This is a genomic window from Chryseosolibacter indicum, assembly GCF_018598585.1.
In the GTDB taxonomy this organism is placed as follows: Bacteria; Bacteroidota; Bacteroidia; order Cytophagales; family Cyclobacteriaceae; genus Chryseosolibacter; species Chryseosolibacter indicus.
On record NZ_JAHESD010000018.1, the window covers coordinates 1 to 14,706 of the forward strand.

Genomic DNA, 14,706 nt, shown 5'->3' on the forward strand with positions numbered 1-14,706 from the left:
ATTGAAGATATCGTTGATAATACGCTCAAAAATCTGCCGAACGTATCTTTCTTCGACATCACTTAAGTTTACTTCGTTAGGAAAATCTACGTAGAAGGAAAAGCTCTTGTCTTTAAAACTCATCTTTTCGTCTAATGTATTAATGTACGTAGCTTTAACAGTAATTGTTAAGCGTGTAGATGAGGCAGTTGTAAATGCGTTATCCTCTCCGGTTGTGGTAGGAGAAATAGGAGTAAGGCGAAAATCAGTAACCTCTCCTTCGAGTTGCAACTCACCATCTTCCGGTACAACGCGAAGGCTCGAGTTTGAGACAAAATAATTCTTGAGATCGTTTGTAAGAATTTGTCCCATGTTGGCAGGCCCCAAATCTGCATTGTTGTAAAACTCAACAATGCTAATGGTTTTTGCAGCAGTGGTAGATCCTGTCATGGAGTAACTTGCAGATACACCACATGAACTAAGCATTGCCAATAGCGCTGGTATAATAATTATAGAACTCAAATAAGATACGAGTGTTCTCATTTGATTAACGGTACTATTCTTCAATTTCGTATTGTTTGATCTTGCGGTAAAGTGTTCTTTCTGAAATGCCCAAATCGCGTGCCGCATATTTTCTTTTATTGTTATTTTTTTGAAGAGCTCTCATTATCAATTCCTTTTCTTTTTTCTCTATCGATAATGAATCGTCTTCTGTTTCATGCGTTATATCATGAACATCTTCAATATCATCATCAATAGCTTTTTGAGAAGGAATATTTAATACTACAGGCTCTTTGCCGCGCGAAGTATCTTCATCGCCTACATCTTCAAATAACCCCGGATTATCTTTAACTAACTGGCCAGCCTGACCATTGCCATTCATTAAATCCAAAACGATTTTCTTAAGGTCTGTCATATCCTTCTTCATGTCAAACAGAACCTTGTAAAGTATGTCTCTTTCAGATAGGCCTTCGTTTTCAAATGACCTTTCTCGGCCATACAATGCAGGCAGGCTAGACTCTTTAGGCAAATATCGTTGTAAGATTTCTCCTGTTATTTCAGTAGTATCAGTTGACAAGACAGAGATTTGTTCCACCAGGTTTTTAAGCTGACGAATATTGCCAGGAAATCGGTACTTCAACAAAATCTCTTTTGCTTCTTCCGTTAAGGCTATCGGCTTTACTTTATATTTCTCTGCAAAGTCAGTAGCAAACTTTCTGAATAACAGCTCGGCATCTCTTCCTCGCTCGCGCAAAGGAGGAACGAAGATGGGAACCGTACTGAGTCGATAGTATAAATCTTCACGGAATTTCCCCTGCTCAACGCTTGCCATCAGGTTAACGTTGGTGGCAGCTACTACGCGCACATCAGTCTTTTGAACTTTTGATGATCCTACTTTAAGAAACTCGCCGTTTTCCAAAACCCTTAGTAAGCGCGCTTGTGTTCCCAATGGCATTTCACCAATCTCGTCAAGAAATATGGTGCCACCATTTGTAACTTCAAAGTATCCTTTACGAGCTTCATGGGCTCCTGTAAATGAGCCTTTTTCATGGCCAAAAAGTTCAGAGTCTATCGTTCCTTCCGGAATTGAGCCACAGTTAATAGCAATAAATTGCCCGTGCTTGCGAGGGCTTAAAGAATGTATGATCTTAGAAAATGATTCTTTCCCGCTTCCGCTTTCTCCCGTAATTAACACCGACATGTCTGTTGGCGCAACCTGCATAGCTACACGAACAGCATTATTCAGCAACGGACTATTTCCTATTATTCCGAATCGTTGTTTAACGCTTTGTATTTCTAAATCTGATATTGTCATTAGTGAATAACTTTACCAAACAATGTAGCACCTGTACATTCTTCAACCAATACGTTAACATACTGGCCTTTCGTATAGTTTTCCGCAGGGAAAATAACTACTTTGTTTGCTGTGTTTCTACCTTGTAAGTGTAAGTCAGAACGCTTTGAAACGCCCTCAATTAACACCTTATGTATTTTACCAATGTCTCTTTTGTTTCGCTGAAGAGAATGCGCTGTTTGCTTTTGTATGATCTCATTGAGGCGGCGTTTTTTCACGTCAAGAGAGATATCGTCCGCAAATTTTTTCTCTGCCAGGGTACCAGGTCTTTCTGAATAATAGAACATGTAGGCAAAGTCGTACTGAACTAAATCCATAAGCGATAAGGTTTCCGCATGTTCCTCTTCTGTTTCAGAACAAAAACCTGTTATCATGTCTGATGAAATACCGCAGTCTTCTCCCAGAATTTCTCTTATTCTGCTTATTTTTTCGAGATACCATTCTCTTGAATAACCCCTGTTCATTAAATCAAGAATACGTGTATTCCCACTTTGAACAGGAAGGTGAATGTATTTGCAGATGTTTTCATACTTTGCCATGGTATGCAAAACATCATCTGTAATATCTTTAGGATGAGAGGTTGAGAAACGGACTCTCAGTTCAGGGCTCACTTCAGCCACCATCGACAGGAGCATGGCAAAATTGATGATGTTGCTACTGCCATTTTTCTCAAGACGTGCTTTATTGTTTTCATCAGGGCTCCATTTATAGGAGTCTACATTCTGTCCGAGAAGCGTTACCTCTTTGTAGCCCCTTTCGAAAAGATTTTTTGCTTCTGCCACTACCGAATAAGGGTCGCGGCTTCTTTCTCTTCCCCGGGTAAACGGTACAACGCAAAAAGAACACATGTTGTCACAGCCCCTCATGATAGAGATAAACGCTGTAACACCATTTGAATTAAGGCGCACCGGACTTATATCTGCATAGGTTTCCTCACGAGACAAAAAGGTATTAATTGCCTTTTCACCTTCGTCAACCTGCGAAATTAACTTTGGTAAATCCCGATATGCGTCCGGTCCTGCTACCAAGTCAACTATTTTCTCTTCTTCAAGAAGCTTCGACTTAAGTCTTTCGGCCATGCAACCCAAAATACCAACCAGCAACTCGGGTTTATGTTTCTTTAGGCCATTAATATGATTAAGCCTGTTCCTTACTGTTAACTCTGCCTTTTCCCTGATAGAACAGGTATTAAGTAAAACAACATCAGCCTTTGTAATTTCGGAAGTTGTATCAAAACCTTCCTTTGAAAGAATTGAAGCAACAATCTCACTGTCAGAGAAATTCATCTGACATCCGTAACTTTCTATATAAAGCTTTCGCAGTTTTCCGGTGTTCTTTTCCTCTGTTACCTTAAAAGTCTCGCAGTTGCTGTTTGCATCCTCACTTAAAATACCAATATCTTCAATTAGCTTTTCCATTCTATCTTCCTAAAGTCCGCAAAAATACATTTTTTAGTTAAAACTTAATGACATCTTGTCAGGGATTTTAATTTATGACGCTGATCTGTAGATTGCGCTCTTAATTAAATGAAACATGGCCATCATTAAAGAAGTTAGAGGCTTTTCACCAAAATTCGGAAAAGATTGCTTTCTGGCAGAAAACGCAGTAGTTGTAGGTGAGGTAGTAATGGGCGACAATTGTACGGTTTGGTTTAATGCTGTTGTAAGGGGAGACGTTCATTCAATTACTATTGGTGACAATACTAATATTCAGGATGGCGCTGTTATTCACTGCACGTATCAAAAAGCAAAAACAGTTATTGGCAGCAATGTATCAATTGCTCACAATGCCATTGTTCACGGTTGCACTATTAAAGACAACGTACTTATTGGAATGGGTGCTATTGTGATGGACGATGCTGTGATTGGAAGTAATTCTGTAATTGCGGCAGGTGCCATTGTATTGCCAGGGACGAAAGTAGAACCAGGAAGCACTTATGCAGGTATACCGGCTAAACGGATTAAAGATACGTCACCTGAGATGAAGGAAGTGATACAAAGAACAGCACGCAACTACCCCATGTATGCGGGATGGTATAAAGACTAACTGATTTGAAAGATATATTAGAATTAAACTTCTCTCTTTACAATTTTTCGCTTTAATTTAACTATCAAATATTACATCACGCTGATAAACTATGGATAATAAAGGATTTGACCCTGTTGTGATAGAGGATTATAAAACCAGGATGAAACAAAAAGGGCAGAACTATCTGCTTGACGAATCAGAAGAACCATCAGATGAATATGTACATTTCTATTTCATAGGTAACTACGAGAACAAAGAAGTAATTTATGATACAGTAATGTATACCCTTAGAATGCAGCATGAGAGTGAGTTGTTTGAGATCGCAGAACACAGGGCAGCCAAACATTTTCCGCAATATAAAAAGATAACTTACGACGAAGACGAAAATGGTAATCTTGAAAATCTGGATGCACTTGAAGAAGAAATTGGATTATTTATGGCTGAGGTGATTATGGAATTAGAAGAAGAGGAAGCGGTTAAAGTAAAGGAGCATGTAGATATGGATATTCATACTGACTTTGGAATAGCTCTTGATGTTGGTTTTCACCTTGATAAGATCACCTCTAAAGACATTGAAAAGTTTATAAAGGATTTTAATGAGGATACTTTAAGTTTGGATGAAACTCTCTACTCATTCCAAACGGAGGATATGGAAGAATAAACCATTGATTCTGAAATAAATCTTGAATCCTGTAAAAATACTAGGCATATTTGCGCGCAGAACTAGAAACCCTGCACTTTAATGAAGAATTTCTCGATTGGATTAAACATCATACTGCTGGTAGCAGTTATTGTACTTTATGTATTACACTTTAGCGGAGGAAAAACAACCAATACTAAGTCCTCTTCTTCAGATACTTCAGCTGTTGATCTAAAAGTAGCGTATATTAATTCTGATACTGTATTGAAGTATTACGAATACCTTAAGGTAAATAAACAGCAACTTGAGGAGAGAACCAAGAAAATGGATCAGGACTACCGTAACCGTGCAATGGGTTTACAGAATGAAATTGCCGCCTACCAGCGCAATGTTAAAAATATGACCTATGGCCAAGTACAGGCAACTGAAGAAGATCTTGGTAAAAAACAACAGAACCTTCAAATGTATCAACAAAGCCTTGCCCAGCAGTTAATGCAGGAAGAAGCGAAATTAAACAAGGAGCTATATGACAGAGTAACTGCTTTTCTAAAGAACTATGGCGAAGAAAAAGGTTTACAATTGGTTCTGAAATATGATCCAACCAGTGATATGCTCTATGGAAGTAATGTTCTGGATATCACAAAAGAAGTTATTGATGGGCTGAATGATTCTTATAAGAAGGAGGGTGCTCCTGCTGCAAGCGCAACAAAGACTGACACCACGAAAAAAAGTAAGTAAAAACATATAAAAGCTTACATCAGCCGCCTCTGAAGTTAAATTTTCAGAGGCGGCTTTTTTTTATATTTGATAATCACAAACACCTAAACTACCTGTGGGTTTTATTAAAGGGCAATCTCAGGAGCAGAAGCAGATTATTCTCATGCTGGCTACTGGTTTCTTTATGGGAGCGTTCATAGCTACCTACCAGGTAACTGCAGATTCACTTTTCTTAAATAGACTTGGCAGTGAATTAAACAAAGCATTTCTTGTATCCGGTGCATTAGGAATAGTTACTACAGGTTTATTTTCCTTTTTTCAGAGCCGTGTTAAGTTTACAACCCTTGTACTTAGCAGTGTCTTGCTGATATTCGTATTCTCTCTGGGTGCATACATGTTATTGGAATTTGGAGGTAAGCAGTGGCACAATGCTTATATCTTCGCGTTATATTGTATGTCTGGCCCATTAACAGCCATACTCTTACTGAGCTTCTGGGGCTTGTTTGGTCGTCTGTTTAATTTCAGGCAGTCAAAACGTATTATCGGGTGGATTGATACCGGCCAGCTAATTGCTGCAATTCTGGCCACCCTTATAGTTATACCTTTTACCTCTGAAGTGATAAAGAATACAACGAAGTACTTATTACTTTGCAGCGTAAGCATATTCATTGTTTCCATTTTATTAATAATAATCTCATCTATTTTCAATGTTTCTAAAAATAATCCCAGAGAATTTGGAAAAGAAGTAAGAAAAGCTTCAAGGCTTACTAAGATTATTAAAGACAAGTACATTCTATTGCTATCGCTGTTCCTGCTAATTTCTATGACCACCTTCATGTTGGGACAGTACTCATTTCAAAACCTTGTTCAAGAACAGTATCCTAACGAAAGAGATTTGACCACGTTCAATTCCTTTGTCACCGGTGCTGTTTATGGCCTTAGTCTCATTATGCAGACATTCATAAACAACAGGATAATTACCACCTATGGTATTCGTATAGCATTATTTATACTTCCCATTATTGTAGGGACTTTTGCTACTGGGGCTTTGATAATGGGATCAGTATTGGGATTCGACAAACAAACATCGCCTGCTGGCTTTATTTACTTTTTCCTTTTTATTACGATCACCCGTCTGTTTAACTGGACTTTACGTGATTCACTAGAGAACCCCGTATTTAAACTTCTGTTTATCCCGTTAGATAATCGGATAAGATTTAATATTCAATCTAAAGTAGAAGGTCTTGTAAATGAATCTTCACGATTTGTAGCTGGAATTTTAATTTTTGTTCTGGCGTATGTTTCTTCCCTTACGGTCATTCATTTCACTGTACTTCTTCTTATACTGGTGGCCGCTTATTTTTTGGTGGTTAATAAATTGTACATCGGTTACCGGAATAGAATTCATGAGAAGCTTGAAAGCTCTACTGAATTTGTTCAGGACAAACTCGACAAAGGCTTTCGTCAGATAAGTGTTAAGCTCGAAAAGATGTTGCAGGAAAAGAGGGAAGGTAAAGCAGTATTTTCATTTAGGTTGTTGGAGAAAATTAATACAGGCAATACGACGACATTAATTAATAATTTAATAAAGAACGAAGATGCAGCCGTGCGACATTACGCGCAAGAGAAATTGAATGAGATGAAGGGACTTTCCGTATCAGATAGGTATGTAATAAAGATGGACCCTGAGAAGGTGATCGACGAAAAGAATGTACTTTCAAATCTTGATATACAACTCATTCTTGAGAACGGAGGCGATATAACCAAAACCAGAATACAACGCCTCGCCCGGTCAGCAGATGCCAATGACAGACATTATGCTGCCGAGCTTCTGTTACATGCTGAAAGAGAACTGGGTTCTATATTTCTCATGGAGCTGTTAACAGATATTGAACCCAAGGTGCGGATAACTGCTATAAAGACTTCTATTAAACATTTCACGCCTGAAATAATTAACCAGCTCATTGATAACCTTAGTAATCCAATATACAGTAGCCAGGCAATGAATGCGCTTGTGCAAATAGGGGAGACTGTACTAAGCGCACTTGATACTGCGTTTTACCGGAGCGGGCAGCATACGCAAGCTATGCTACGCATTGTTCAAACAATGGGAAGAATTGGCGGACAGCGTGTTAAAGAATTGCTCTGGAATAAGATAGATTATCCGAACAAGCTTGTTGTGTCTCAGGTATTACTTTCTCTGGGAGAGTCTGGTTTTAAGGCAGGCATTTCTCAGATTACTCGTATTAAACACGCGATAGAAGCAGATATAGCTGACATTCGTTGGAATTTAAGTGCCATACAGGAGATAGCAAATGAAGGAATTGCTCGTGATATAAGAAAAGCATTGCGTTGGGAGATAGCAAACGATATTGAACACATATACATGCTTCTTGCCATGCTGTATGATACCCGTTCCATACAACTTGTTAAGGAAAATATTGATAGTGGTACAGCAGATGGTGTTACTTATGCTATAGAGCTGCTCGATGTTTTCCTTTCTGAACAGTTAAAACAAAGGGTAATCCCTGTACTCGACGATCTGTCGGACCAGGACAGGATTAACAGGCTCGATCATTTTTATCCCAGGGTGCGATTGGATCCAAAATTAGTATTAAAATTTATTATCAATAGAGACTTTACACAAGCAAACCGGTGGACTAAAGCATGTATAATTCATCAGATAGGATTGTTAAAGATGAATGATTTTAAGCTAGACCTTATTGCTCAGCTTTACAATCCTGATCCTTTGATCAAAGAAATATCTGCACGATCACTTTATGAATTAAACCCTGACGATTATTACGAAAACACAAGACGGCTAGGTGAGGAACAAAGAAGAGAACTGGATGAGCTCATCTTATTATCCAGCAGAATGTTAAGATTTGATAAAGTATCGTTTTTTCAGGATCGGTCCATTTTTAATCGTGTTGCTGGCATTACGCTTTCTTACCTTGCCGACATTAGCGAAGAATTTACTTTAAAGGATGGTGAGACTTTAATTCTTGATGATCGCTTAAATAATAATTTTTACCTTGTAATTAAAGGTTCCATTAATTTCTTCCAGCACGGGCGTCTGGTTTCTGGTTATAATAGTGGCCAGTTTATAGGAGAGATGCTTGCCGTTCCTGCTTTCGTAAATACAAGTATACTTATAGCTTCTACCGATTCAACAGTTCTTAAATTCAATAAAGATCAGTTCTATGAGTTGCTTGCCGATAATGCAAACCTTGCTGACAAGGTTATTGAACTTATTTAAGTGCTGTAGCTCGCTTCTGTCGCAAGGAGATTTTGCAATAGAAAGCTCTTGATTAACTTTGTAGTCATTCAGGATTCTATATGACTAAATCAAAAAAGATATTTATTGCAATCGCTATACTTTTCCTTATCCTGCTTTTTTATGCGAGCTATGATATCGGATCAAGAACAACTTTTCCCGGATCAAAATCACAATTGAAGGAAAGGATTAAGAAGAATTATGTCAACGAAGATTCCCTTTCCAATCAAGACTCTATTCGTTAGTTCTAAAAAGATTATTTAAATGTTACCAGTTGTGGTATTAAATAATTGTTATAGATTTGAAGAAGATTAAAGCCAACTATAGACACGAAAAATCCCCCTTTGTCGAGAACTCAGGGGGATTTTTCTTTTGTATAAGTACGTGTTTATGTTTTTCATCTGTAATGGCCGCAGTTTAACTTCTCCTATTTCCGATAGTCGATACTTGTGTGCATGATTAACGGTCCCCATATATCTTTGATTCAAGATTAAAGCCAACTATAGACAATGATTATCCCCCGTCGTCAAGGACTTCGGGGGATTTTCAATTTTATACCCTTCCATAGTTTTGTCTCCTATTGCGTGACGCGACATCTTCATCTACGTTTAAACATCCTTCCAATCTTTGTATAACACTTATTAATCCAGTTTATGCAAAGACTTAAAATTTCAATAACAGCAGCTATAGTAGTGCTGGTTATACTAACAGCCGGATCATGTTCCAATGATGATCTTGAAAAAATGGAAGATAAAACTTGTAGCGACGAAATAAGCTATGCAAGTGATGTCAACACAATCGTTCAAACAAAATGTGCTGTTTCTGGTTGTCATAACGGATCTTTAGGCCCGCAACGTGACTGGACTAATTTTGGTACGTTTCAATCAAGGGCACAAGCGGTAAAGCAATCAGTAGTCACTCGGCAAATGCCTCCCGCGGGAAGTCCTGTGGGGCAGCTTACAGATGACCAGATCCAAACTATTTCTTGTTGGGTAGATCAGGGAGCTAAAAACAATTAATCTTGAAAAAGAAAATTCAACTAGTTGTCTATTTGGCCCTGGCTTGTAGTGCTGTACAGGCGCAGAAGTTTGTTTCTGAAAAGAACTCAATATCTTTTTTCTCAGACGCGGCCATTGAAGATATAGCAGCCGTTAATAACAAGTGCTCCAGTATTTTTAATGCTGCTACTGGTGATATTGTATTCTCTGTTCCTATAAACGGTTTTGAGTTTGAAAAGTCTTTAATGCAGGAACACTTTAATGAAAAGTACATGGAGTCTGATAAATATCCTAAGTCAACTTTTCAGGGAGCCATTGCAGGTTTTGACATCTCAAAAAAGGAGATTCAAAATGTTAGCGCTTCAGGGAAATTAACTATCCATGGTGTTACTAAAGACTTAACAATACCAGGAACGATACAACAACAAGGAGACAAGCTTTTGCTGAAGGCAAAATTTGTAGTAAAGCTTGTCGATTATAAGATCACCATTCCTCAATTACTATGGCAAAATATAGCTGAACAGGTAGACGTAACTATTGATTTTACCTTTAAACCCCAATAAATGTAGCAATGAGAAAGTACGTGGTTCTTTATCTGTTTATACTCATCTCCGGTATTTTAAACGCGCAGCGATACACATCCGAAAAGGGACATATTACTTTCTTTTCCGATGCTACCATCGAAGATATTGAGGCCGAAAATACCATCGTTGGAAGCTTGTTTAACGCAACATCAGGAGAGGTAGTATATATAATAAAGATTCGTGATTTTGTCTTTGACAAAGCCTTAATGCGCGAACATTTCAATGAAAAGTATATGGAGTCTGAAAAATACCCAAAGGCAACTTTTCAGGGGCGAGTAGTAGGTTTCAAGCCAGATATTATCGGAGCACAGAAGGTTAGGGCTGTTGGAAAACTATCTATGCATGGCGTGGTAAGGGATATTGATGTACCAGGCAGTGCTGAAAATGTGAATGGCAAGATTCATATGAAATCTAAGTTTATTATGAAGCTTGAAGATTATAATATTAAAATACCTACACTTGTATGGCAGAATATAGCAGAGCAAATAGAGGTAAGCGTAGATTTTATTTATAAACCGGCATAAACACTATAGTTAATTAAGTAATACAATTTACAATCCTAGGTCACACGAGCTAATAAATTTAACTTATGAAAAAACACTTCCTTATTGTTCTCGCTTTGTTCTTTGGCAACTATCTTTTGATGGCGCAGGATGATCTGATGAAAGAATTGGAACAGAGTCAGGATAAAGACACTGAATATGCCTTTCAAACTTTTAAAGGTACAAGACTGGTAAATGGCCATACAATAGAAACGAAAAACAAAGGAACACTTGAATTTATTTTTGCCCATCGTTTCGGGCCGGTAAACGGTGGTTTATACGAATTGTTTGGTCTCGATGATGCTTATGTAAGGCTCGGTCTCGATTATGGTATCACAGATAACCTTAGTGTTAGTATTGGGAGAAACTCTGTCGACAAAACTATGGATGGCTATGTAAAGTATAAATTATTGAGACAAAGTAAAGGGGCAAGAAATTTTCCCTTAACAATTACTGCCCTTGGAGGTACTGCTTATAAGACCTCACCTAAGAAAGAAGATGCGCTGCCAGGTTTCGAGAATGTTCACCGGTTAGCATATGTAGGTCAGTTATTAATTGCCAGAAAAATAACACCGAGTCTATCATTGCAAATCATGCCTTCGTTTGTTCACAGAAATGCAGTTAATAAATCATTTGAAAACAATGATGATATTGCCATAGGAGCAGGGGGTAGAATTAAACTTACTAAAAGTGTTGCCTTTACAAGTGAGTACTATTACCGACTCAACGTGCCGGACGGAAATCCTTACAAGAACACACTTGGCTTTGGAATTGACATAGAAACAGGAGGACATGTTTTCCAGATTGTGATGACCAATACGCGTGGTCTAACGGAGCGGGCCTTCCTTACTGAAACAGAAGGAGATTTTGGCGATGGAGATATTCATTTCGGATTTAATGTAACCCGAACGTTTCAGCTGAAGCGTAAATAATTCTGCTCGCGTTACTTTATGTCTTGAAAAGACAATTCTGTTTTTTACTTTTAATGTTCATTGAAGTAAAAAACAAAGTTGTTACTATTTTCTATTATTGGTTATCTGGTGCTTACCATAGTGGTAGGCTTCTGGTCTTCAAGAAGAGTCAATACATCATCAGACTATATGTTGGCAGGCAGAAGCCTGCCGTTAATGCTAAGCTCTTCCGCCATGTTTGCAACATGGTTTGGGTCAGAGACAGTTTTTGGAGCATCGTCTGAGTTTTTAGAAGGAGGCTTATATGCAGTTATTGAAGACCCCTTTGGCGCAGCTCTGTGTCTCATACTCTTTGGACTCTTCTTCGCGCCAAGACTCTACAAGATGAATTTACTTACACTTGGTGATTTTTTTCGCGTCAGGTTTGGTAAGAATACAGAGTTGGTTGCAAGTTTTTTCCTGGCTCCCCCTTATGTCGGCTATATTGCTGCCCAGCTTGTTGCTATGGGATTAATCATTCATGTAGTTACTGGTTTGGTACTTTGGCAAGGTGTTGTAATCAGTGCGGTTGTAGTTACGATCTACACGTACGTGGGCGGTATGTGGGCTATCACGATTACTGACTTCATTCAAACTGTAATTATTATTGGCGGACTGCTTGTGCTGGCAGTAATTATGGGTGATAAAGCAGGAGGAGTTACGCATGTTCTGTCACAGGTTCCACAGGAAGACCTTAAGTTCTTGCCTTCATTAGATTTGAAGGAGATACTCACTTACGTTGCAGCTTGGAGTGTGTTGGGGCTTGGTTCGCTTCCTTCACAGGATGTGTTTCAGCGTTCCATGTCGTCAAAATCAGCGAAAGTCGCAGAGTGGTCTTGCTACATAGCGGCATTACTCTACCTTACCATTGCTATGCTTCCGTTGTTTATCAGCCTTTGCACCAAAATGCTTTACCCTGAGCAGATAACAGGAGATACCCAGCTCACCCTTCCAAATATGGTGTTAAAGCACACGTCCCTTCCTGTTCAGATCCTTTTTTTCGGCTCCTTGATTTCTGCCATCATGAGCACTACCAGCTCTTCCATTCTTGCTCCTGCAGCAATTTTTTCTGAAAATCTTATCAGACCCTTATCAAAACGGAGGTTTACAGACAAGCAACTTCTTAACATCACGAGAATATGCGTTCTCTTATTTAGCATTGTTTCTACTATAATGACTTGTCTTCGGTCAAACATTTATGAGCTGGTAGGTGAGTCGTCAATCCTAAGCCTTGTTTCATTATTTGCACCGCTTACGTTTGGATTGTACTGGAAACGTGCAAATGCCGCTGGAGCATTACTCTCCATGCTTTTAGGTATGGTTACCTGGATAATATTTGAATTTAGCCATTCTTCGTGGCCTTCTTTAGTACCAGCAACTATTGTGAGTATATTTGCGTTGATTGCAGGAAGCCTTTTATGGACACCAAAAGTAGAACATGGTAAAAATAGAACTCAACCGATTGAATGATGCTTATCATTTTGAAGCATTAAATGAACAGGGGAATAAAGTATACATGGATGCATCGCCTGACGTTGGAGGCGAAAACCTGGGCATGCGTCCTATGCAAATGTTGCTCGCTGCCATGGGTGGTTGCAGCGCCATTGATGTTATAGGTATTCTAAAAAAACAAAAGCAGGACCTTAAGGATATTAAGATTACCGTAACAGGTGAGCGTGAGCAAGATGCAGTGCCATCTCTTTATGTTGAAGTACATGCTCATTTTAAATTATTCGGAAATATTGATAAGGATAAAGCCAATAAGGCAGTAAGTTTGTCAATAGAGAAATATTGTTCAGTAGCAAAGACACTCGAGGCTAAAGCCAAAATAACATATAGCATAGAAATTATTCCAGCGTAATGAGCGAAGAAAGAAGTTTTGAAACCGATGCGATTCGTCTCCAACACGAGCGCACAGATTTCCGTGAACATTCCGTTCCCCTTTACCTAACATCAAGTTTTGTATTTGAAAGTGCTGAGCAGGCTCGTGCCATGTTCGCGGATGAGATACCTGGTAACATCTACAGCAGATACTCAAATCCCAACACCAATGAATTTGTTGAGAAGCTTTGTGCTATGGAGGGTACTGAAGATGGTATAGCTACTGCATCAGGAATGGCAGCAATGTATTGCAGCATGGCGGGCTTGTTAAAATCAGGAGACCATGTGCTCGCATGCCGTTCGGTATTTGGGTCAACCCATCAAATACTGAATACGATATTTCCAAAGTTCGGCATATCACATACTTATGCTGACATTAACGAACCAGATAGCTGGGAAGGTAAAATTCAAAAGAACACAAAGATGATCTTTGTAGAAACACCTTCTAATCCCGCACTTGATATCCTTGATCTCGAATGGTTGGGTAAGCTTGCATCTAAACACAATCTCATTCTTAATGTTGATAATTGTTTTGCAACACCTTATTTACAAAACCCAGCAAAGTGGGGTGCGCATATTGTAACCCATTCTGCTACCAAGTTTATGGATGGGCAGGGTAGAGTTATTGGTGGCGCTATACTGGGTAAAAAGGAACTGATTAAAGAAATAAGATTTTTTGCAAGGCATACCGGGCCCAGCATGTCGCCTTTTAATGCCTGGGTGTTGTCGAAGAGTCTTGAGACGCTGGCGGTAAGAATGGACAGGCATTGTGATAACGCGCTTGCTATTGCGCAATACCTCGAACAGCATCATGATGTAGCCAAAGTGAAATATCCTTTTCTAAATTCTCATCCACAACATGCATTAGCAAAGAAGCAGATGAGAAAGGGAGGAGGCTTAGTAACTTTTGAAATTAAAGGAGGCCTCGAGCAGGGCAGAAGATTTCTGAATTCACTCAAGCTTATATCGCACACGCCAAACCTTGGTGACACAAGAACAATTGCCATACATCCTGCATCTACAACACATTCAAAATTAACAGATCAGGAACGTGCAGCGGTAGGTATCATGCCTGGATTAATAAGAATTTCTGCCGGGCTTGAAAACGTAAACGATATTATAGCTGATATCGGTCAGGCCATTGCAAGTAGCAAGTTAGTCTGATAGCATAGTATAGTAAGGCACACATGCTCCTTATAAAATTAAAAAGGCTTCAATTACTGAGGCCTTTTTAATTTTATAAATGATGGGAAGA

15 protein-coding genes are annotated in these 14,706 nt (G+C 38.9%); 12 read left to right on the forward strand and 3 right to left on the reverse strand.

Annotated features, from left to right (window positions below):
• The 3 genes from KK060_RS10095 to miaB form a co-directional block, all read right to left on the reverse strand.
• Positions 1-522, reverse strand: a 522-nt coding sequence (locus KK060_RS10095; protein ID WP_254153601.1) for an LptE family protein, incomplete at its 3' end; no start/stop codon positions are given.
• 13 nt (positions 523-535) lie between these two features.
• Positions 536-1,795, reverse strand: a complete 1,260-nt coding sequence (locus tag KK060_RS10100) for a sigma-54 interaction domain-containing protein (RefSeq protein ID WP_254153602.1) — start codon at positions 1,793-1,795, stop codon at positions 536-538.
• Positions 1,795-3,252 carry a tRNA (N6-isopentenyl adenosine(37)-C2)-methylthiotransferase MiaB gene (gene miaB, locus KK060_RS10105; RefSeq protein WP_254153603.1) on the reverse strand — a complete coding sequence of 486 codons (1,458 nt, stop codon included), beginning with the start codon at positions 3,250-3,252 and terminating at the stop codon, positions 1,795-1,797. The genes KK060_RS10100 and miaB overlap by 1 nt, the downstream gene beginning before the upstream one ends.
• Before the next feature lie 115 nt (positions 3,253-3,367).
• On the opposite strand from miaB, the gene KK060_RS10110 reads away from it, so the two are divergent.
• The 12 genes from KK060_RS10110 (at position 3,368) to KK060_RS10165 (ending at position 14,615) form a co-directional block, all read left to right on the forward strand.
• Positions 3,368-3,880 carry a gamma carbonic anhydrase family protein gene (locus tag KK060_RS10110; protein WP_254153604.1) on the forward strand — a complete coding sequence of 171 codons (513 nt, stop codon included), beginning with the start codon at positions 3,368-3,370 and terminating at the stop codon, positions 3,878-3,880.
• Between the two features lie 91 nt (positions 3,881-3,971).
• A complete protein-coding gene (locus tag KK060_RS10115) occupies positions 3,972-4,523 on the forward strand; it encodes a hypothetical protein (RefSeq protein ID WP_254153605.1) in 552 nt (183 codons plus the stop codon).
• An 81-nt stretch (positions 4,524-4,604) separates the two neighbouring features.
• Positions 4,605-5,240, forward strand: coding sequence for an OmpH/Skp family outer membrane protein (locus KK060_RS10120; protein ID WP_254153606.1), 636 nt, complete (start codon positions 4,605-4,607; stop codon positions 5,238-5,240).
• Positions 5,241-5,334: 94 nt separating this feature from the next.
• Positions 5,335-8,478 (forward strand): cyclic nucleotide-binding domain-containing protein, encoded by a 3,144-nt coding sequence (locus KK060_RS25180; protein ID WP_254153607.1) that lies wholly within the window; start codon positions 5,335-5,337, stop codon positions 8,476-8,478.
• 80 nt (positions 8,479-8,558) lie between these two features.
• Positions 8,559-8,741 carry a hypothetical protein gene (locus KK060_RS10130; protein WP_254153608.1) on the forward strand — a complete coding sequence of 61 codons (183 nt, stop codon included), beginning with the start codon at positions 8,559-8,561 and terminating at the stop codon, positions 8,739-8,741.
• Between the two features lie 408 nt (positions 8,742-9,149).
• Positions 9,150-9,515 (forward strand): hypothetical protein, encoded by a 366-nt coding sequence (locus KK060_RS10135; protein WP_254153609.1) that lies wholly within the window; start codon positions 9,150-9,152, stop codon positions 9,513-9,515.
• Between the two features lie 2 nt (positions 9,516-9,517).
• Positions 9,518-10,057 (forward strand): YceI family protein, encoded by a 540-nt coding sequence (locus KK060_RS10140; RefSeq protein ID WP_254153610.1) that lies wholly within the window; start codon positions 9,518-9,520, stop codon positions 10,055-10,057.
• 8 nt (positions 10,058-10,065) lie between these two features.
• Positions 10,066-10,602, forward strand: coding sequence for a YceI family protein (locus KK060_RS10145; protein ID WP_254153611.1), 537 nt, complete (start codon positions 10,066-10,068; stop codon positions 10,600-10,602).
• A 65-nt stretch (positions 10,603-10,667) separates the two neighbouring features.
• Positions 10,668-11,552: a DUF5777 family beta-barrel protein gene (locus tag KK060_RS10150; protein ID WP_254153612.1), complete on the forward strand. Its 885-nt coding sequence runs from the start codon at positions 10,668-10,670 to the stop codon at positions 11,550-11,552.
• A gap of 78 nt (positions 11,553-11,630) precedes the next feature.
• Positions 11,631-13,040: a high affinity choline transporter 1 gene (locus tag KK060_RS10155; protein ID WP_254153613.1), complete on the forward strand. Its 1,410-nt coding sequence runs from the start codon at positions 11,631-11,633 to the stop codon at positions 13,038-13,040.
• Entirely contained in the window at positions 13,009-13,431 is a 423-nt protein-coding gene (locus KK060_RS10160; RefSeq protein WP_254153614.1) for an OsmC family protein, read from the forward strand. The genes KK060_RS10155 and KK060_RS10160 overlap by 32 nt, the downstream gene beginning before the upstream one ends.
• The gene (locus KK060_RS10165; RefSeq protein WP_254153615.1) at positions 13,431-14,615 is read left to right on the forward strand and encodes a trans-sulfuration enzyme family protein; all 1,185 of its coding nucleotides are present in this window, start codon (positions 13,431-13,433) and stop codon (positions 14,613-14,615) included. The genes KK060_RS10160 and KK060_RS10165 overlap by 1 nt, the downstream gene beginning before the upstream one ends.
• Positions 14,616-14,706 lie beyond the last annotated feature (91 nt).

Coding starts and splice junctions, on each gene's coding strand:
- KK060_RS10100 (WP_254153602.1), bottom strand. CDS start 1,795: ATGACAATATCAGATTTAGAAATACAAAGCGTTAAACAACGATTCGGA.
- miaB (WP_254153603.1), bottom strand. CDS start 3,252: ATGGAAAAGCTAATTGAAGATATTGGTATTTTAAGTGAGGATGCAAAC.
- KK060_RS10110 (WP_254153604.1), top strand. CDS start 3,368: ATGGCCATCATTAAAGAAGTTAGAGGCTTTTCACCAAAATTCGGAAAA.
- KK060_RS10115 (WP_254153605.1), top strand. CDS start 3,972: ATGGATAATAAAGGATTTGACCCTGTTGTGATAGAGGATTATAAAACC.
- KK060_RS10120 (WP_254153606.1), top strand. CDS start 4,605: ATGAAGAATTTCTCGATTGGATTAAACATCATACTGCTGGTAGCAGTT.
- KK060_RS10130 (WP_254153608.1), top strand. CDS start 8,559: ATGACTAAATCAAAAAAGATATTTATTGCAATCGCTATACTTTTCCTT.
- KK060_RS10135 (WP_254153609.1), top strand. CDS start 9,150: ATGCAAAGACTTAAAATTTCAATAACAGCAGCTATAGTAGTGCTGGTT.
- KK060_RS10145 (WP_254153611.1), top strand. CDS start 10,066: ATGAGAAAGTACGTGGTTCTTTATCTGTTTATACTCATCTCCGGTATT.
- KK060_RS10150 (WP_254153612.1), top strand. CDS start 10,668: ATGAAAAAACACTTCCTTATTGTTCTCGCTTTGTTCTTTGGCAACTAT.
- KK060_RS10160 (WP_254153614.1), top strand. CDS start 13,009: ATGGTAAAAATAGAACTCAACCGATTGAATGATGCTTATCATTTTGAA.
- KK060_RS10165 (WP_254153615.1), top strand. CDS start 13,431: ATGAGCGAAGAAAGAAGTTTTGAAACCGATGCGATTCGTCTCCAACAC.